16 protein-coding genes are annotated in these 18,673 nt (G+C 64.7%); 6 read left to right on the top strand and 10 right to left on the bottom strand.

The window, feature by feature from the left end:
* Window positions 1-42: 42 nt before the first annotated feature.
* Window positions 43-1,368, bottom strand: coding sequence for an L-lysine 6-transaminase (gene lat / locus RY1_RS19850; protein ID WP_072805756.1), 1,326 nt, complete (start codon window positions 1,366-1,368; stop codon window positions 43-45).
* A gap of 120 nt (window positions 1,369-1,488) precedes the next feature.
* Here lat and amaB point away from each other — a divergent pair, with 120 nt between their 5' ends.
* The gene (gene amaB, locus RY1_RS19845) at window positions 1,489-3,024 is read left to right on the top strand and encodes an L-piperidine-6-carboxylate dehydrogenase (protein WP_072805831.1); all 1,536 of its coding nucleotides are present in this window, start codon (window positions 1,489-1,491) and stop codon (window positions 3,022-3,024) included.
* Window positions 3,025-3,071: 47 nt separating this feature from the next.
* Window positions 3,072-3,644, top strand: coding sequence for a dihydrofolate reductase family protein (locus RY1_RS19840; protein WP_072805755.1), 573 nt, complete (start codon window positions 3,072-3,074; stop codon window positions 3,642-3,644).
* A 4-nt stretch (window positions 3,645-3,648) separates the two neighbouring features.
* On the opposite strand, the gene RY1_RS19835 is transcribed toward RY1_RS19840, so the two are convergent.
* From RY1_RS19835 to RY1_RS19790, 9 genes are all read right to left on the bottom strand, one after another.
* Window positions 3,649-4,815: a DUF1444 domain-containing protein gene (locus RY1_RS19835; RefSeq protein WP_072805830.1), complete on the bottom strand. Its 1,167-nt coding sequence runs from the start codon at window positions 4,813-4,815 to the stop codon at window positions 3,649-3,651.
* Window positions 4,816-4,988: 173 nt separating this feature from the next.
* Window positions 4,989-5,996 carry an ABC transporter substrate-binding protein gene (locus RY1_RS19825; RefSeq protein WP_139279923.1) on the bottom strand — a complete coding sequence of 336 codons (1,008 nt, stop codon included), beginning with the start codon at window positions 5,994-5,996 and terminating at the stop codon, window positions 4,989-4,991.
* Between the two features lie 8 nt (window positions 5,997-6,004).
* Window positions 6,005-6,892 carry an ABC transporter ATP-binding protein gene (locus RY1_RS19820; RefSeq protein WP_072805753.1) on the bottom strand — a complete coding sequence of 296 codons (888 nt, stop codon included), beginning with the start codon at window positions 6,890-6,892 and terminating at the stop codon, window positions 6,005-6,007.
* 3 nt (window positions 6,893-6,895) lie between these two features.
* Window positions 6,896-7,969 carry a FecCD family ABC transporter permease gene (locus RY1_RS19815; RefSeq protein ID WP_139279922.1) on the bottom strand — a complete coding sequence of 358 codons (1,074 nt, stop codon included), beginning with the start codon at window positions 7,967-7,969 and terminating at the stop codon, window positions 6,896-6,898.
* The gene (locus RY1_RS19810) at window positions 7,966-8,985 is read right to left on the bottom strand and encodes a FecCD family ABC transporter permease (protein ID WP_218019825.1); all 1,020 of its coding nucleotides are present in this window, start codon (window positions 8,983-8,985) and stop codon (window positions 7,966-7,968) included. Before RY1_RS19810 ends, RY1_RS19815 begins: the two co-directional genes overlap by 4 nt.
* 72 nt (window positions 8,986-9,057) lie before the next feature.
* Window positions 9,058-9,801 (bottom strand): alpha/beta fold hydrolase, encoded by a 744-nt coding sequence (locus RY1_RS19805; protein ID WP_072805751.1) that lies wholly within the window; start codon window positions 9,799-9,801, stop codon window positions 9,058-9,060.
* A 58-nt stretch (window positions 9,802-9,859) separates the two neighbouring features.
* Complete coding sequence (locus RY1_RS19800) at window positions 9,860-10,246, bottom strand: VOC family protein (protein WP_072805750.1); 387 nt, start codon at window positions 10,244-10,246, stop codon at window positions 9,860-9,862.
* Window positions 10,243-10,542, bottom strand: a complete 300-nt coding sequence (locus tag RY1_RS19795; RefSeq protein WP_072805749.1) for an ArsR/SmtB family transcription factor — start codon at window positions 10,540-10,542, stop codon at window positions 10,243-10,245. Before RY1_RS19795 ends, RY1_RS19800 begins: the two co-directional genes overlap by 4 nt.
* Before the next feature lie 99 nt (window positions 10,543-10,641).
* Window positions 10,642-12,378, bottom strand: a complete 1,737-nt coding sequence (locus RY1_RS19790; RefSeq protein ID WP_072805748.1) for a cutinase family protein — start codon at window positions 12,376-12,378, stop codon at window positions 10,642-10,644.
* A gap of 308 nt (window positions 12,379-12,686) precedes the next feature.
* Between RY1_RS19790 and RY1_RS19785 the strand changes: the two genes are divergently transcribed.
* The 4 genes from RY1_RS19785 to RY1_RS19770 are packed head-to-tail and all read left to right on the top strand — an operon-like array spanning window position 12,687 to window position 17,317.
* Complete coding sequence (locus tag RY1_RS19785; protein ID WP_072805747.1) at window positions 12,687-14,873, top strand: heavy metal translocating P-type ATPase; 2,187 nt, start codon at window positions 12,687-12,689, stop codon at window positions 14,871-14,873.
* A 14-nt stretch (window positions 14,874-14,887) separates the two neighbouring features.
* Window positions 14,888-15,121: an RNA-binding S4 domain-containing protein gene (locus RY1_RS19780; protein WP_072805746.1), complete on the top strand. Its 234-nt coding sequence runs from the start codon at window positions 14,888-14,890 to the stop codon at window positions 15,119-15,121.
* Window positions 15,118-15,840 (top strand): class I SAM-dependent methyltransferase, encoded by a 723-nt coding sequence (locus RY1_RS19775; RefSeq protein ID WP_072805745.1) that lies wholly within the window; start codon window positions 15,118-15,120, stop codon window positions 15,838-15,840. Before RY1_RS19780 ends, RY1_RS19775 begins: the two co-directional genes overlap by 4 nt.
* A complete protein-coding gene (locus tag RY1_RS19770; protein ID WP_072805744.1) occupies window positions 15,833-17,317 on the top strand; it encodes a hydroxysqualene dehydroxylase in 1,485 nt (494 codons plus the stop codon). Before RY1_RS19775 ends, RY1_RS19770 begins: the two co-directional genes overlap by 8 nt.
* Window positions 17,318-18,673: the final 1,356 nt, after the last annotated feature.

The following is an 18,673-nucleotide window of genomic DNA, read 5'->3' as shown; positions in this document are numbered from 1 at the left end:
GAGGCAGATCACAGCTCTACCCACAGTTTCGATCACTGTGAATCATCCGATGCGGCCGAGAGCTCGTTCGATCGCGTCGACGCCTCGGTCGAGGTCGGCCTCGGTGACGGTCAGCGCGGGGCGGAAGCGGACGGCGCTGGTGCCGCAGCCGAGAACGAGTACGTGCTCGACGCCGCGGAGGTCCTCGACGAGACGATCCCGGGTGGCCGCGTCGGGAAGTGTGAAGGCGCACATCAGGCCACGTCCGCGAACCTCGGTGACAGCGCCGTGGCGAGATGCCATGTCGGTCAGCCGGTTCAGCAGATGGTCTCCGAGTGCGGACGCGCGTTCGATCAAGTCGTCCGACTCGACGATCTCGAGGATGCGTCGTGCACGCACCATGTCCGTGAGATTCCCACCCCAGGTGGAGTTGATCCGAGAGGAGACCGCGAAGACGTTGTCGCCCACCTCGTCGACTCGTCCGCCCGCCATGATCCCGCACACCTGGACCTTCTTGCCGAATGCGACGACGTCGGGCTCGAGGCCGAGTTGCTGGTAGGCCCACGTGGTTCCGGTCATGCCTGCACCGGTCTGCACTTCGTCGACGACGAACAGCGCGTCGAACGAATGACACAGATCCTGAAGCCGCTGCAGGAACTGTGGGCGGAAGTGATTGTCACCACCCTCGCCCTGGATCGGCTCCACGACGACGCACGCGATGTCGTGGACATCGGCTTCGAACGCGAGCCGTGCCGCGGCCAGCGCATCGGCCTCGAGTGCCTCCATGTCGGCGCCGCTGCGGATGAACGGCGAGGGGATGCGCGGCCAGTCGAACTTGGGGAATCGAGCCACCTTGTTCGGGTCGGTGTTGGTGAGCGACATCGTGTATCCGGTGCGGCCGTGGAAAGCGTGCTCGAGGTGCATGACCTGGGTGCCGAGATCCTGCGAGATGCCGTGCGCCTGGTTGAAGCGGCTCTTCCAGTCGAAGGCGACCTTGAGTGCGTTCTCCACCGCGAGGCCGCCGCCTTCGACGAAGAACAGGTGGGGCAGACGGGCGTCGCCGAGAACGCGGGCGAACGTGTCGACGAAGCGTGCCATCGCGACGGTGTAGATGTCGGAGTTGCTCGGCTTGTTCATCGCTGCCTGCAGCAGATCTGCGCGGAATCGTGTGTCGCCGCGCAGGCCCGGGTGGTTCATCCCGAGGGCCGAGGACGCGAAGAACGTGAAGAGATCGAGGTACTCGGTGCCGTCTCGGGCGTCGACCAGCGTGCTCCCGTGCGAGGCGTCGAGATCGAGGACCATCTCGAAGCCGTCGGCGAGCATGTGGCGACCGATGGTGGCGTGCACGTCGTCGGCGCAGAAGTCCGCGCGCTGCAATACCTGGGTCATGAATCTCAAGATACGCGAGAATATTCCGTAATCAAGCGGCGAATGCAGGAAAATTTACTGTGTTGTGTTGCTTGGACTAGATTGAATGCGTCGTCCCCCTGGCTTCGAAAGGTGCTGATCATGTCTTCCCCCGTCACGCACGACGAGTTGAGCGTCAGAACTCGCGCGATACTGGGACGCCTCGGTGTCGGTGCGGATCTCGACGTCCCACGGTCGACGCTTCCGATCGTGGCGCGCTCGCCCATCACCGGCGGGAATCTGGCGTCGCTGTATGCCGCGGACGCCTCCGACGTCGGCGCAGTGGTCGCCGACGCGAAGGCCGCGTTCACGGCATGGTCCGCGGTGCCTGCGCCGGTGCGCGGTGGGTTGATTCGCGAACTCGGCGAATTGCTGCGCGAACACAAGGACGATCTCGGAGCGCTGGTCTCGATCGAGGCGGGCAAGATCGTGTCCGAGGGCCTCGGCGAGGTGCAGGAAATGATCGACATCTGCGATTTCGGTGTCGGACTGTCGCGTCAGCTGTACGGCAACACCATCGCCACCGAGCGGCCCGGCCACCGGATGATGGAGCAGTGGCACCCCCTCGGCGTCGTCGGAGTCGTCACGGCATTCAATTTCCCTGTCGCAGTGTGGTCGTGGAACACCGTGCTCGCCTTGGTCGCGGGTGACACCGTGGTGTGGAAGCCGTCGGAGAAGACGCCGTTGACGGCACTCGGGGTGCAGGCGCTGTTCGAGCGTGCAGCCTCCAAGGCGGGAGTCGATCCGAAGGTCGCGCAGCTCGTCATCGGCGACCGGGTGGCAGGGGAAGCGCTCGTCGACGACCCGCGGGTCGCGTTGCTGTCGGCCACCGGTTCGACGCGGATGGGACGCACCGTCGCACCACGCGTCGCCGAGCGGTTCGGGCGCGTGTTGCTCGAGCTCGGCGGCAACAACGCCGCCATCGTGACCCCGTCCGCCGATCTGGATCTGACCACCCGCGGCATCGTGTTCTCGGCGGCAGGCACTGCCGGGCAACGATGTACCTCCTTGCGGCGCGTCATCGCGCACTCGTCCATCGCCGAGGAGCTCGTCGAGCGGATCTCGCGTGCATACGAATCCATGTCCATCGGTTCACCTCTCGATCCCGGAACGCTCGTGGGCCCTCTCATCGATGCGCCCGCATTCACCGGCTTCCAGAAGGCTCTCGATGCGGCGGTAGCCGACGGTGGCACGGTCCGAGCGGGAGGCGCCCGTGTCGACACCTTCGGTGAATACGCCTACTACGTCCAGCCGACCGTCGTCACGATGCCCGCGCAGACCGACATCGTCCGTCACGAGACGTTCGCGCCGATCCTCTACGTGCTCACCTACGACACCCTCGACGAGGCCATCTCCCTGCACAACGATGTGCCGCAGGGCCTTTCGTCGTCGATCTTCACCACCGACCTTCGCGAGGCCGAGAAGTTCCTGTCGGCCGCCGGCTCGGACTGCGGTATCGCCAACGTCAACATCGGGCCATCCGGCGCCGAGATCGGCGGCGCATTCGGTGGTGAGAAGGAAACCGGGGGCGGGCGTGAATCCGGTTCGGACGCATGGAAGTCCTACATGCGCCGGGCGACCAACACGATCAACTACTCGAACGAACTCCCGTTGGCTCAGGGAGTGAAGTTCACCTGACGAGCGGCTCGGAGGCACAGCACACCGAGCACTGAACGGAGGCAATCGTGCGTGAACTGGTCTACTACGTCGCTGTCAGTCTCGACGGCTACATCGCCGCACCGGACGACACGTTCGACGCCTTTCCCGTGGAGGGCGATCACATCGAGATGATCCTGCGCGACTACACGGACGCGCTGCCCACTCCGGGATTGGAGGCGCTCGGACTGACACCGGACCTGAGCCGGTTCGACACAGTGCTGATGGGCGCGAACACCTATGCGGCCGGCCTGCCCCACGGTGCCGTCAGTCCATACGCCCATCTGCGGCAATACGTGTTCTCGGGAACGCACACCGTCGCCGATCCCTCGGTGACGGTGACGAACGAGGACCCTGTCGGTCTGGTTCGTGAGCTGAAAAAGCACGCCGGAAGCGGCATCTACCTCTGCGGGGGCGGCATGCTCGCGTCGTCGCTCGTCGGGGAGATCGACCGACTGATCCTCAAGGTCAATCCGGTACTTCTCGGGTCGGGCAAGAAGTTGTTCGCCGAACGCGAGTACGCCCCGATCCGCACGCGATTGGTCGCAAGCACCCCGTACGAGTCGGGCATCGTCATCAACGAGTACACCGTCGAGCACTGACCGGTCAGTCGATCCGAATGCTGTGTGCTGCCAGGTCCTCGACGATGTCAGGAGTAGGCCACGACGACGCATGGAATCGGGCGGGGTCGAGCCCGAACACCGGCGCGATCCCGGTGATCCGGGCGACGTCCTCGAACTGGACGTAGAACGGTTCCGACGCGTGCCCGCAGAACGCGACGAGATCGGTTCGCGGCAGCACGGAATCGATCCCCTGGTCCCAGATGGTCACGGTGCGCGGACCGAACGGCGTCGTCTTCACCGACACCGTGCCGACCGTGCTGCGGACACCGTCGAGGTCGTATTGGTTTCGTAGCCAACCGGATTGGGCGTCGTACTCCCGTGCAATGTGCACGCACCGCGCTCGCTCGGTGCCGGGGTTCTCGGGGTGCAGAGTGTCGAAGGTGACGACTGTGCCATCGTCGTCGACGGTGTACGCCTGCGGCGACAGCCCGCGCGCAGTGTGCGTGTACTGCCGCTCGACGAGTTCGAAATGATGGGCCAGTACGCCCGGGTCATCGCTCGGAACCACGAAGACGGTATCGACGTCGGGAACGAAAGCGACCGGTGCGCAACCGAATCGACCTCGGTGCGAGGCGAGCCAACCCGGGTCGAGGAGCCAGGACGTGAAGTAGCTGCTGCCGCTGTCGACGAGCCGTTGCACTGCACGACCTTTCGACGGATCGGCGTGCACGGTGATGGTCGCGAGATTCGACCGGGCGGCGGAGAACACGGTCGCCGGGTCGACGCCCCAGGCAGCGATCGTTTCCCAGGACACCACCGTGCGTCTGCCGGGCGAGTCGACGGCGACCAGTTCGTCGACGAGCGGAAAGATTCGCCGCGAGACCAGCAGGCCCGACGGCGGCGCGCCGATCGTGTACGTCGACGGTTTCAGTATCGGGCGCAGACGAGGGAGCGCGGCGTCCCAGCTGCCGGGGTCGTCGTTGGCGGCGATGGTCGTGGCGACGAAATGTTCGACGTGCGCTGCCAGTTCGGTTTCGTCGCAGCCCGCTGTTTCCTCGAACAAATTGTCGAGGAACAGAACGTCGTCGTCGCCGTAGCGGACCGAGAAGTTCGCGGAGTCGTACACCGGGTCCGGTCCGCTTTCGATCCGAAGGCGTTCGAGGACGAGGTACGCAAGGCTCGTTCTCGGATCCACTTCGTTTGCCCCCATCCGGGAGATCGTAGCGGGCAGGAGTGGAGCCTGCGGAATGACCGGGAAATGCAGGAGTGGAGCCTGCGGAATGACCGGGATATGCAGGAGTGGAGCCTGCGGAATGACCGGGATATGCAGGAGTGGAACGTGCGCGTGGTCGGGGTTTGGTCCGACCACGCGCACGACGGGCGTCAGCTCAGGACTTTGTCCTGCTGGATCCAGCCGGCGAGGTCGGTCATGTAGGAGGCCTGGGAGGCGTAGTCCATCGGTGCCTGGTTGTACGGGTGGACCTGGCCTGCGTTCAGGGCGAGGTTTCCGGCGAGGGTGCGCTGGGCTTTGAGGTCGTCGACCTGGTAGCCGTCCTTGGCGAGCAGGATGACGTCGCCGCTGACTTCGGTGGCGTTCTCCCAGCTGTAGATACCCCAGTAGTAACCTTCCGGGGTCGGTTCGAAGAAGTTCACGCCGAAGGTCTTGTACAGCTGGAGTGTCGGTTCGTCGTCGGCCTTGTAGGTGTAGAGCCCGTCGGTGTCGGCGTAGATCGGGGTGACGACGAGTTCGCTGTTCGCGGCGGCGGTCTTCAGGGTTTCGCCCGCTGTGTCGAAGTCTTTCTTCGCTGCGTCGACGGTTCCCGAGTCGGCGCCGAGGGCGGTGCTGAGCTCGGCGATGCGGTCGAGGACCTTCTGGCCTTCGCCGCCGACGTAGATGGTGATGATCGGGGCGATCTTCTCCAGCTGCTCCTGCTGCGCGAGGTCCTTGAGGCCGTACCGCAGATTCCCCTCGGGCAGTGTGCCGTTCTCGTCCATCGGGTAGATGGTGGTGAGAATGACGTCGGGCTTGGCCAGTGCGAGCTCGTCGAGGTTTATCTCTCCGTACGACGTGCCGACCTCGGTGATGCCGGAGGTGTCGAAGTCGTCGAAGCGGCCGTCTTCTTCGAGTGAGAAGAACCCGAACGACGCGATGGGCGATGCGCCGTATTCCATCAGTGGGGCAAGCAGGTCGTTCTGACCGGCGATGGCCTCGGGAGTGTGATCGAGGGTGATCGTCTCACCGAGGTCGTCGGTGAAGGACCAGGATCGGTCGGCGGAGGTGTCGCTGTCGGTGGACGAACAGCCGGCGAGGACGACGGCGCTCGTTGCAGCGAGAGCGATCAACGCCCGCAGTGCAACTGGGGCGGCCTGGGACCGCGATCTGGTGAACATGATGTGCCTCACTGTGTGGTGGTGGAGAACTCGTCGTCCTCCTCGGGTACTACGAGGGGGGTGCCGGTGACCGGGTCGTCGATCACGCGGGCACGGAGGTCGAACGCCGCGTGCAGCAGTTGCGGCGTCAGAACGTCCGGGGGAGTGCCGTCGGCGAGTATCTTTCCGTCGGTCGACAGCACGACGAGCCGGTCGGAGAAGCGAGCAGCCAGCGAGATATCGTGCAGCACAAGCAGAACAGTGTTGCCCTGCCGACGGTTGAGTCGACGCAGCAGTCTCAGTACTTCGAGCTGGTGGTTGAGGTCGAGGAAGGTCGTGGGTTCGTCCAGCAACAGCGTGTCGGCCTGCTGTGCGACGATGAGCGCGATCCATGCACGTTGACGCTGGCCGCCGGAGAGCGTGAGGACGTCGCGATCGGCGACGTCGGTCAAACCCGTTGCAGCGATGGCAGCTTCGGCGATGTCCGCATCCTCGGACGACCATGGCCTCGCCCAACTCTGGTGCGGATTGCGTCCACGCATGACGAGATCGAATACCGTGGTTCCCGACGGCGCTACCGGATTCTGCGGCAGAATGGCGAGTTTCTTGGCGACGTCGCGGCCGTGCAGCGTGCGGATCGGTGTGCCGTCGAGCAGGACGACACCGTCGCTCGGGGTGAGTATTCGCCCGAATGCCTTGAGCAGCGTCGACTTTCCGCAACCGTTGGCGCCCAGCAGCGTCGTGATCGTTCCGGCGTGGATCTGCAGGTCGAGGCCGTCGAGGATGGTGCGTTTGTCGTAGGCCAAGCGCAGGCCTCGTGCCTCGAGAACCGGTGCCTCGAGAACCGGTGCCTCGAGAACCGGTGCTTGGTGGGCTTGTGCGTCAGGGGCTTGGGCTTTGCGGGCTTGGGCGTTCATGGTCTACGCGAGTTCCTTACGGTGCCGGACGAGAAGCCAGATGAGGTACGGCGCTCCCACCACGATGGTGATGATGCCGACGGGTACCTCCCACGGAAAGAGCGTGCGTGCGGCGGTGTCGCTCGCCAGAACCAGTGCCGCGCCGACGAGCCCCGACAGCAGCAGCGGTGGCCGATTTGTTCCTGCAAGGCGGACCGCGATCTGTGGAACGACGAACGCGACGAACCCGACCGGCCCGGCGGCTGCCACCGCGGCAGCGGTGAAGGCAACGGCGAGAGCGATGACGACGACGCGGTGTACCTGAATTCCCAGCCCCACGCCGCGTGCGACGTCGTCCCCGAGTTGCCCGACGGCCAGTGCTGAGGACACCGCCAGCGACAGTGGCAGTGCGATCGCAACCACCGTCAGCAGCGGAGTGACGCTCGACCAGGACACGGAGGACAGGCTCCCGACGAGCCATTGCGATGCGGCTGCTGCCTGCGAGATCTGTGCGCGGACCAGCATGTAACTGGTGACGGCGTCGAGTGTGGCACCGACGCCGATGCCGACGAGAATGATGCGGTAACTCTGGATCCCGCCGCGCCACCCGAGGCCGTAGACCACCGCGGCAGCGATGACGGCGCCGAGTGCGGCACACGCCGGAAGTCCCAGCGTCAGTAGGCCGTTGCCGACGGTGTAGCTGCCGCCGCCGATCACGATCGCGGTGACGGCTCCGACGGATGCACCCGACGTGACGCCCAGAATGTCCGGTGTGGCAAGGGGATTGCGAGCAAATGTCTGTGTCAGTGCACCTGCGATGCCCAGTGCCAGGCCGACGAGTGCGCCGACCAGTGTGCGAGGCAGACGCAGTTCGACGACGACGAATCGCTCGGGCGAGTCGCCGAGTCCCGCGAGTGCACGGACGACGGTCGCCGGTCCGAGTCCTCCCGCACCGATCGTGGTGCTGAACACGAAGAGTACGAGAACGACGACCAGCGCGGCCACGGTGGCGATCAGAGCGCGGGGCTTCCAGGACACTCCGAGGGGGCCGACGCGGACTCCGGCCGCCCATGGCTTGTCTGCGATCGAGGTTTTCACAACGTCACCAGGGACCTGCGGCGGGCGATCATGACGAACACCGGTCCGCCGAGAACCGCGAGGACGATGCCGACCTCGACTTCGGCGAAGCCGCCGATCAGTCGGCCGATGACGTCGGCCGCCAGGACGAGACTTGCCCCGATCAGCGCCGATGCTGGAAGGACAAGTCGGTGTCCCGAGCCGACGAACGCGCGCGCGACGTGCGGAACCGTCAGGCCGACGAAACCGATGGGCCCGGCAGCTGCGGTCGCTGCCGCGGTGAGCAGCGTGATCGCACCCAATCCGACGATTCGGGACCACACGATGTTCTCGCCGAGTCCCTGTGCCATCTCGGTGCCGAGCGAGAGGTTGTCGAGTGCGCGGGTGTTCACCGCCGCGAGCACGAACCCGACGATGGCGAACGGCAGTACCGCATAGACGATGTCGAGTTGGCGTCCGGTGAGCGATCCGACAACCCAGAGCCGGTAGGCCTCCAACGAACTGCGGTCGGTCAGAACGATGAACGACGTGCATGCGACGAGCAGGGCAGATACCGCGGACCCGGCGAGAGCGAGCGGAACCGGGCTGGCGGTGCCGCTGCCCGCGACGGTGATCGAGAAGACCGCGATCGTCGCCAGGAATGCCCCGACCAGGGAGAACCAGACGTAGCTGCTGGGATTGACGACACCGAACGCCGATACCCCCAGTACGACGAGGAAGCCTGCGCCCGCGGAGACTCCGAAGAGGCCGGGGTCGGCGAGCGGATTTCGGGTGTGACCCTGCATGAGCGCGCCTGCCACACCGAGGCAGGCACCGACCAGAAGTCCGACGACGGTACGCGGTACCCGCGACCCCCACACGACCGAGCCCTGGGTGGTGTCACCGCCGGTGAACAATCCGTCGAGGACGGCGTCGATGCTCAGACGGTTGCTACCCAGCAGCAGGCTGGCGACGCAGACAGCGACCAGCGCCAGCGTGAGCCCGAGTAGTACGCCTGAACCGCGAACGGTCGGGCGTGGGCGAGAGGGCGATGGCACTCGCAAGACTATAGGACATGCTTACCTAAATCACGTATTCTGTGGGGTTGCTGTGAGCTGCTACCTGCGACGTCACCCAGCCAGGGAATCGACGAACTCCGCGATGACCGTGTTGACCAGACTGGTCCGCTGTTCCATCAAACCGTGGCCTGCGCCCGGCACGACACAGAGTTGGCCCGACGGAATCGACGTCGCTATCAGCCTGCTGTGTTCGGCGCGGATCACATCACGGTCGCCGGCGATGACCAGCGTCGGAGCCGTGATCGCAGCCAGTGCCGACGGGTCGATGTCCGGTTCGCTCGTCCACAGGACCCGAAGCTTCTCGACGACGACATCCGCGTGCTCGGGCCCGTCGGGGGAGAAGGCTTCGTAGTGCGCGCGGGTGGAGTCGGTGTCCGGGGCGTCGGGATCGGGCGGCCAGTTGTCGGTGTCGTCGCCCACGAATCCCGACGGGTGAAGGTTCGCGCTGATCGCCACCAACGAGCGAATGCGTTCGGGGTAGTGCATCGCGATGAGCAGGCCGATGATGGCGCCGTCGCTGTACCCGACGACGTGCGCGTCCTTCAGGCCGACCGCGTCCATGTACGCGAGGGTGTCCGCCACGCTGGTGGTGTAGCCGAAGGGTTCATCGGTGTCGGGTGTGCGGCCGTGGCCGGGTCGCTCGGGGCCGTGCACCTGGTATCGCGGTGCGAGCGAATCGATCTGGGGACGCATCTGCTCTAGCGAGCAGAATCCGCCGTGGAGCAGCAGCACGGGTTCACCGGCGCCGTGTACCTCGTGATAGATCTCGGCGCCGTTGGCGTGGACTGTGGGCATGAGGGGTGACGATAGCGTGTGCGCCCGACAGTACTGTCGGGCAACCACGACACCGTGACTACTGCATGCTCACGATCTGGATCAGGTTGCCGCAGGTGTCGTCGAAGGTCGCGAGCGTCATCGTTCCCATGTCGGTCGGCTGTTGGGTGAATACGACTCCGAGGCCCGTGAGTCGCTCGTGTTCGGCGTTGACGTCGTCGACCATGAACGAGGTTGCCGGGATGCCGTCCTCCGTCAGGGCGTCCTTGAACGGCTTGACGGCGGGGTGTATATCGGGTTCCAGTGACACCTCGGGCCCGTCGGGATTCTCCGCGCTGACGATGGTGAGCCACTTGTACTCCCCCATGGGAATCTCGTGCTTGACCACGAAACCCAAAGTGTTGGTGTAGAAGTCGAGCGCCTTGTCCTGGTCGGGGACGAAGAGAGACGAGATGTAGATCTTCATGTGGACTCCTCGGAGGTGGGCCAGCGCTGCTGGATTCGGGAGAGCGGGCGTGTATCGACGTAGAGGAATTTGTAGCGGCCCTCGCGTTGCGCGCGAACGAGCTGCGCTGCGGCCAAGACATCGAGATGCTGTGAAATAGCTTGCCGTGACGAAGAATTGCCGTGGTTCATGATCAGGCGAGTGCACAATTCGAACAACGTCTGACCGTCACGCAGCACCAACTCGTCGAGAATGGTCCGACGGGTCGGGTCTGCGATCGCTTTGAACAGCTCGGCGTCGTCCGGCTGCTCCGTCACTCGTTCACGATAGGCAAGTCCGCACTTGCATGTCAATCGTCGAAGAACAGTTCAGCCCCCACCCGAGAAACTGGGTGGGGGCTGAATGTGGAGCGGGATCTAGCGAGCAGGCGCAACCGTCGTCGTCGGGGCCACTGCCGTCGGGGCAACTGCCGTCGTGACGGGCGCAGCGGTTGCCTGAGTGCTCGCGGCCGCCGAACCGGCAACCGAACCGTCTACCGGAGCGCCATCGACTGGAACGCCTTCGACTGGAACGCCGTCGACCGGTGCACCCTCGATGACGGCACCGTCCACCAGCACCTGGGGGGCGCCCTCTATCGGTGCCGGCGGCGCAGCGAGCGGCGCGACCTGGGCGGGTACCACAGGAGCAACCGCGACGGGGGATGTGGCCGTCGAGGTGGCAACCGCGGCGGTGGACGTGGTGGTCGCCGACTGCGCGACCAGGCGAGCCTGTTGCTGCACCTCGGCCGACTTGATCGGCTTACCTGCCTCGGCGTCCTTGGCCAACTGGGTCAACCATGCCGCGGCGTACTGCGCGGAGGTCAACGGCTTGCCGTTCGAGGCGTCCGAGTCGCGCCAGTAGTCGAAGTGCGCTCCCGAGCCGGGGCCGAGAGTCTGACCGTACGGATCGTTCATCAGCACGGGCACGGTGTCGGTGTTGGAACCGATGAACCCGATGATCTCCTTGGCGATCTTCGACGGAAGGTAGGCAAGGTTGACGGCACTCTCGGCGGGGAGAGGCTCGGTCTCGGTGCCGTCGTCGGTCTTCGCTGCGACCTTGGTCGTCGGATCGGCCGGGGTGTAGCCGGGCTCGGAGACCTTGATCAGAACCTGGAGGAAGGTTTCGTCACCGGCCAGCCAGTTGTCCTGCGAGGCGATGTCGTTGAACGCTGCCACGGCGATGCGTCCCAGAACGAGCGCCATCTCGGCACCGGTGGCAGGCGTCAGTGTGTTGTCGCGCTGGATGGCGTCGACGTCGAGCTGACGGCCGACATTGGCGGCCAGATGCAGCAGCGACGTGTTCTGCGGCATCGCGCAGGTCAGGTCCTTCTGCGAGCAGAACGAGGCGACCTTGCCGTCGAGTGCGCCGAAGCTCCCCGACGTCGCCGGGAGTGCGCCCGCGCCGGAGGGGCCGTTCGCGCTGTTCTGATATTTGGTGTCGAAGTTGTCGGGGTTGGTGCCGGACTGCGATCCGGGAAATGCGCTCTCACCCTCGGTGCGGCCCGCGTCGGCGAGGATCACGACGCCGACCACCTGCGAGGGGTCGACGATTGCATACTTGCCGTTGGCATCCGCGGTCTGATTACCGATTTCCATCGCGGCACGACGGGTGACGTCGGCGCCTTCGCTGTATCCGACGATCGCGAAGCGTGTGTCGGGGCACGAGGCGATGATGGCCTTCATGACGGTCTGGGAGTTGTCGACGCCGGTCTGCACGGCCGTCTCGTACGTATCCAGATTTGCCGGGTAATCGATGTAGACAGCCGCGTAGGAGCCCTGCTGCACTGCGCTGTTGGGTGCGCCGACCATCTGGTCGATCCAGTCGCTCTCGAAGTCGCCGGCAAGTGCGGCCGGAAGCGGCGTGCCGTCGGGGGTCGTGAGCATCTTCGTCGCGCTGTTGCTCGGGGTGTCACCGCGTCCGCCGATGGCGATGCTGACCATGTCGTAGCAGGTCGCCGTCGATGCGAGCTCGACCTGGGCATCGGAGGTGGACAATTTCGAGGTCGTCACTGCGGCGGCACCGATTGCCAGTGCTCCGAGCGAAACGAAGGCGACTGCGCTCGTGACGAGTCGTCGTGTGTTCGCAGGCCTGCGAGGCGAAACGCGAAAAGGCATGGTTCTTCCCAATCAATTGTCCCCGAACCGATTACCCGTCCGGCACTTCGCCGCGGGCTACTTGGGTTTCGCCTCGGGAACACCGCGCGTTACACCGTGATCGGATCGTGACGACCCCATACCCTAGGGGGGTATGGTAGAAACGAGAGAGGAAAGAGGTGCAGGACATTGGCGACATCGGTCAAGCTCGCAGGATTCGTGCTCGGAATAACAATGGTGTTCTTTGCTGCGTATTTCATCGGCACCGCGGTGGGGCCAACGGGTGAACCACCTGCTCAGACGTACGAGCACGCCCACACGAGCCAACAATGAGCACACAGACCGAACTGGTACTGGGCGGCATGACATGCGCGTCGTGCGCCAACCGAATCGAGCGCAAGCTCAACAAACTCGACGGTGTCAGCGCGACGGTCAATTACGCGACGGAAAAAGCGCGCGTGACGAGTGACGGTGTGCCTACCGAGACTCTGATCAAGGCCGTCGAGGACGCGGGTTACACGGCGACGCTTCCGGCCGAGGAACCTCCGGACGCCCTGGAAGCCGATCCGATGAAGCAGCGTCTGCTGATCTCGGCGGTCCTGTCGGTCCCGGTGATCGCGATGGCGATGGTTCCGGCGTTGCAGTTCACGAACTGGCAGTGGCTGTCCTTGACATTGGCTGCTCCCGTCGTCGTCTGGGGTGCGTGGCCGTTCCACAAGGCTGCCTGGACGAACCTGCGGCACGGTACGTCGACGATGGACACGCTCGTATCGATGGGCACGCTCGCCGCGCTCGGTTGGTCGCTGTACGCATTGTTCTTCGGCACCGCGGGCACCCCGGGAATGAAGCATCCGTTCGAGCTGACGATCGCCCGGATGGACGGGTCGTCGAACATCTATCTCGAGGCCGCGGCAGGGGTGACGACCTTCATCCTCGCCGGGCGGTACTTCGAGTCCCGATCCAAGCGCCGGGCAGGCGCCGCACTTCGCGCGCTGCTCGATCTCGGGGCCAAGGACGTCACCGCGTTGCGCGACGGCGTCGAGACGCAGATTCCGATCGCAGATCTCGCGGTCGGGGACCTGTTTCTCGTGCGACCAGGGGAGAAGATCGCGACGGACGGCGTCGTGCGCTCCGGTGCTTCCGCCGTCGACGCGTCGATGTTGACGGGGGAATCCGTTCCCGTGGAGGTGTCCGAGGGCGATACGGTCGTCGGCGCCACGGTCAACGTCGGGGGCCGGCTCGTCGTCGAGGCAACACGTATCGGCTCCGACACCCAACTCGCGCAGATGGCCAAGCTCGTCGAGGACGCGCAGACCGGTAAAGCGCAGGCACAGAAGCTCGCCGACCGAATCTCCGGCATCTTCGTTCCGGTCGTCATCGCGATCGCTGTCGCGACTCTCGGGTTCTGGCTCGGCACAGGTGGTTCCGTCGCTGCGGCATTCACCGCTGCGGTCGCCGTGCTGATCATCGCCTGCCCGTGCGCGCTCGGGTTGGCGACGCCGACCGCTCTGATGGTCGGGACCGGCCGGGCCGCGCAACTCGGGATTCTGATCAAGGGACCCGAAATGCTCGAGTCGACGCGGCGCATCGACACCGTCGTCCTCGACAAGACCGGCACCGTCACCACCGGCGTGATGAGTCTGCTCGACGTTCATGCCGCCCCCGGCGAGGATGTCGACGAGGTCCTGCAGGTGGCCGGCTCGATCGAGGCCGGATCCGAGCATCCCATCGCACGGGCGATAGCTGACGGGGCAACGAACAAGCTGCCTGTCGACGAGTTCGCCAGCCAGGCGGGACTCGGGGTCACCGGAATGGTCGACGGGCGGGCCGTCGTGCTGGGCAGGGCGTCCTTGCTGGCCGATTGGTCGTTGGATCTCCCTGCGGAACTGGCGCGGGCGATATTCGACGCCGAACTGGGCGGCCGTACCGCGGTCGCCATCGGATGGGACGGACGAGCCCGCGGCGTGCTCGTCGTCGCCGACACGATCAAGCCGACGTCCAGGCAAGCCGTCGCCGAACTGCGTGAGCTCGGACTGACGCCCGTGATGCTGACCGGGGACAACGAGGCGGCGGCGAAGAAGATCGCCGCCGAGGTAGGAATCGACGACGTCATCGCGGGTGTCCTGCCGCAGGGAAAGGTCGACGCGATCGCCCGGCTCCAATCGGAGGGCAAGGTGGTCGCGATGGTCGGTGACGGCATCAACGACGCGGCCGCGTTAGCCACGGCCGATCTGGGCCTCTCGATGGGAACCGGCACCGACGTGGCGATCGAGGCCAGTGACCTGACCCTCGTGCGCGGTGATCTGCGGGCTGTCGGTGACGCGATCCGGTTGTCCCGGCGGACGCTGACGACTATCAAGGGCAACCTGTTCTGGGCGTTCGCCTACAACGTCGCGGCTATACCCCTCGCTGCCGCCGGTCTGCTCAATCCGATGCTGGCGGGCGCGGCGATGGCGTTCTCGTCGGTGTTCGTCGTCAGCAACAGCCTGCGCCTACGGCGTTTTCAGGCCTCGTAGTACAAGATGGAGGCATGGCTGATGTAGTGGATGTTCCTATCCGTGACGAATCGATCCGACTGGGGCAGTTCCTCAAGCTCGCGAATCTCATCGAGTCCGGCGCGGAGGCGAAGGTTTTCATCGCCGACGGTCAGGTCAGTGTCAACGGTGAGGTCGACGTCCGGCGTGGTCGGCAGCTGCATCAGGGCGATGTCGTCTCGATCGAAGGCGGTCCGTCCGCGCGCGTGGCCGGCGAGTCCGAGCTGTGAGCAAGTACGGCCTTCCTCGGTCCGAGGTTCCCAGCGCATTCGATCAGGACGCGACGTCCTACGACCGGCTTGTCGGGGCAAACCCCGGATACCATGATCACCTCGCCAAATCGGCAGAGCGGCTACGGCTTCCCGGTCTCGGTGACGGACTGGTTCTGCTCGACATCGGTTGTGGCACAGGCGCATCGACGGCAGCTCTGCTTGCAGCGGCACCGCATGCGCAGATCATCGCGGCCGACGCGTCATCGGAGATGCTCGAGGTCGCACGGAGCAAGAAGTGGCCGTCGAACGTGACGTTCGTGCACAGCCGCGTCGAGGACCTGGCTGCGAACGGCGTCGACGGTCCGTTCGACGCGATCCTCGCGGCGTATCTCATCAGGAACGTCGCCGACCCGGACAAGGAACTGGCCTCGCTGCTGTCGCTGCTGAAGCCCGGATCGTCGATCGCATTCCACGAGTACTCCGTCAGGGATTCGCTGCGGACAAGGGCGGTGTGGACCTCGGTGTGCTGGGCGATCATCATTCCGCTCGGCTACGTCGTCACGCGTGACATCACTCTCTACAAGCATTTGTGGCGCAGCGTCGCCAGTTTCGATGGCGTGAAAGCATTTTCGAGGCGCATGCAGCGTGCTGGCTTCACCTCGCTCGACACCGAAACGATGACGGGATGGCAGAACGGCGTCGCACACACCTTCCTCGGAGCGCGACCGAATGGGTGATCGGCGGCGCGTCGTACACAGCGCCTCTCCGGGATATGCGGACGTTTTTTCGCTGGCTTCGGTCCCCCGGGTCGCCGTCATCGGCGGCGGGATCGCCGGGCTTTCTGCGGCAACGGCTTTGGCGGAGCGGGGTGTGTCCGTCACGGTCTTCGAGAAGGAGTCGTACCTGGGTGGCCGCGTCGGTGGTTGGTCGACGACGCTGGACGACGGCTCGACGGCAACCATGAGCCGCGGGTTCCACGCGTTCTTCCGGCAGTACTACAACCTACGAAATCTATTGCGGCGTACCGATCCCGCGTTGGCGCGGTTGCACGAGGTCGAGGACTATCCGCTCATCGACGGCGACGGCCGCGTCGACGGCTTCAAGGGTTTGCCATCGACGCCTGGTTTGAATGCATTCGCATTCGTCGGTCGAAGTCCGACATTCAAGGTCCGGGACCTGTTCAAGCTGAACGGTATTGCGGCGCTGCCGCTGATGACGGTCAGTGTTCCGGGCATCTACGACCAGCTCGACGACGTCCCTGCCGCGGAGTTCCTGCGGCGTATCAACTTTCCCGAGCCCGCGCGCCATCTCGCGTTCGGTGTCTTCTCGCGTAGCTTCTTCGCCGATCCGGAGGAAATGTCCGCAGCCGAGCTCGCGATGATGTTCCACCTGTACTTCCTCGGGTCGTCGGAGGGGCTGGTATTCGACGTGCCCGTCGGTCCGTACCCGCAGACGCTGTGGGATCCGTTGGGAGAGTACTTGACCGGGCTCGGAGTCGATCTTCGATTGGGTGTTGCGGTCAAGGACATTTCGCCGGGATTCTCCGTCGACGGTGAAAAGTTCGACGCCGTGGTGCTGGCATGCGATGTTGCGGGGTTGCAGCGGCTGACGGGATCGCTGGGTACTGCGGAGTGGCGCTCGCAGGTGTCAGATCTGCAGAACACACCGCCGTTCCTCGTGCACCGAGCGTGGCTCGATAAGCCCGTGAACGCCGACCGTCCCGCCTTCATCGGCACCGGCGGAATGCCGCCGATCGACAACATCAGCGTGCTGGAGAGGTTCGAGGACGAGGCTTTTTCCTGGTCTCAGCGTACCGGCGGCTCGGTTGTCGAGTTGCATGCTTATGCGGCAACGGAATCCGAGGACGTCACTCGGGAGCAGTTGATTGCGCGGATGCACCAGATCTATCCGGAAACTCGGGCTGCTGCTGTAGTGGCGGAGCGTTCGGAATGGCGGAACGACTGCCCCATGTTCGGTCTCGGGCATTTCGCCTCACGCCCGACCGTGCGCACCCCGGAACCGGGTCTCGTGCTCGCGGGCGACGGCATTCGCATCGACCTGCCCGTCGCACTAATGGAACGTGCCGCGACGACAGGCCTTTCGGCTGCCAACACCCTTCTGGCCGGCTGGGGTGTCGCGGGTCATGACATCGAGACCGTCCCTGTCCGCGGGAGGTACCGGGTGTTCGATAAGCTCGCCAGCCTCCGCCGCTAGCCCACGCTAGCCCGACGCTAGCCCCCACCCCGCACCCCGCCCTCTACGCAAACGCACGTGCGTTTGCGTGGGGTGGGGTGGTTGGCCTGGGGTTGTGCCCGCCCATCTCGCAAATGCACGTGCGTTTGCGTGGGGTGGGGTGGTTGGCCTGGGGTTGTGCCCGCCCATCTCGCAAATGCACGTGCGTTTGCGTGGGGTGGGGTGGTTGGCCTGGGGTTGTGTCCGCCGGTCCCGCAAATGCACGTGCGTTTGCGTGGGGTGGGGTGGTTGGCCTGCAGTTTTGCCCGCCCATCTCGCAAATGCACGTGCGTTTGCGTGGGGTGGGGTGGTTGGCCTGGGGTTTTGCCCGCCCATCTCGCAAATGCACGTGCGTTTGCGTGGGGTGGGGTGGAATATGTCACTCAATGGTTGAAGCGACTGGTCGGTTTCGTTACCGTTGATTTCGTTACGCAACGAAAGGATCGAAAAGGCACCATCACATTGGGGGGGTAACTAATGCGAAAACTGCTGACAACAATTGCAGGTATTGCTCTGACCGGCGCAGCGGCGGCATTGATTGGATCGGGAACCGCACACGCCGGGGAAGCGGAGTTCTCGCCACCGGAGCCTCCGGCTTTTTCCGGAGCGCCTATCGCGAGCCCAGCGGCACCACTTTTGCGCTTGGTGGGGTGGCAAGACTGCGTGAACGGAATCGGAGGGGGAATCGGCAAAGGCGCATTAACCGGTGGAGTGGCTAGCATCGAGGCCGGAGGTGCTGGTGCCCTGCCAGGAGGTATAGCCGGCGGTATTATTGGTGGTATCGACAATTGCTAGCCGGATCAACGAAGAGGAGGCGCAGTATGAATTCAACAGCCAGGGCAGCTCTGAGCCCGGTAGTCGGAATAATTGTTGCACTCGCGTTGGTTTGGGGATTGGCAGCGGATATGCCGCTGTGGAAGATAGTTTTAACTGCGGTGGTTGGCGCTGTGGTCACGTTCGGATTGAACTACTTATGGGAATCAAATCCGTGGGTTGATCGATCTTCATCCGAGCACCACGAACCGGAGTCATAGCCGAATCTCGCGGTCGGATGGGTTCCCTGCTCGGGTCGAGCGGGGGATTTATCTATTGCCGCGTCTACCCAGAAGCGATTTCTCACCACAATCAATTCGGCCCGCTACTCGACCGTAGGTGAGCAGACCACGTGGATGCACTCTTGTCACGCAAGTTCGGTTGGAAGCCGACAGCGGCGCCAGTCAATTCGGGTGCATTTCTTGCAGACTGCGAATTCTGTCCGCCCACTACACAAACGCACGTGCGTTTGCGTGGGGTGGGGGGGGTTGGCCTGGGGTTGTGTCCGCCGGTCCCGCAAATGCA

The organism is Rhodococcus yunnanensis NBRC 103083 (assembly GCF_001895005.1).
GTDB lineage: Bacteria > Actinomycetota > Actinomycetes > Mycobacteriales > Mycobacteriaceae > Rhodococcoides > Rhodococcoides yunnanense.
Note: the sequence above shows the minus strand (reverse complement) of the source record. Positions and strands in the feature narration are given on the sequence as shown.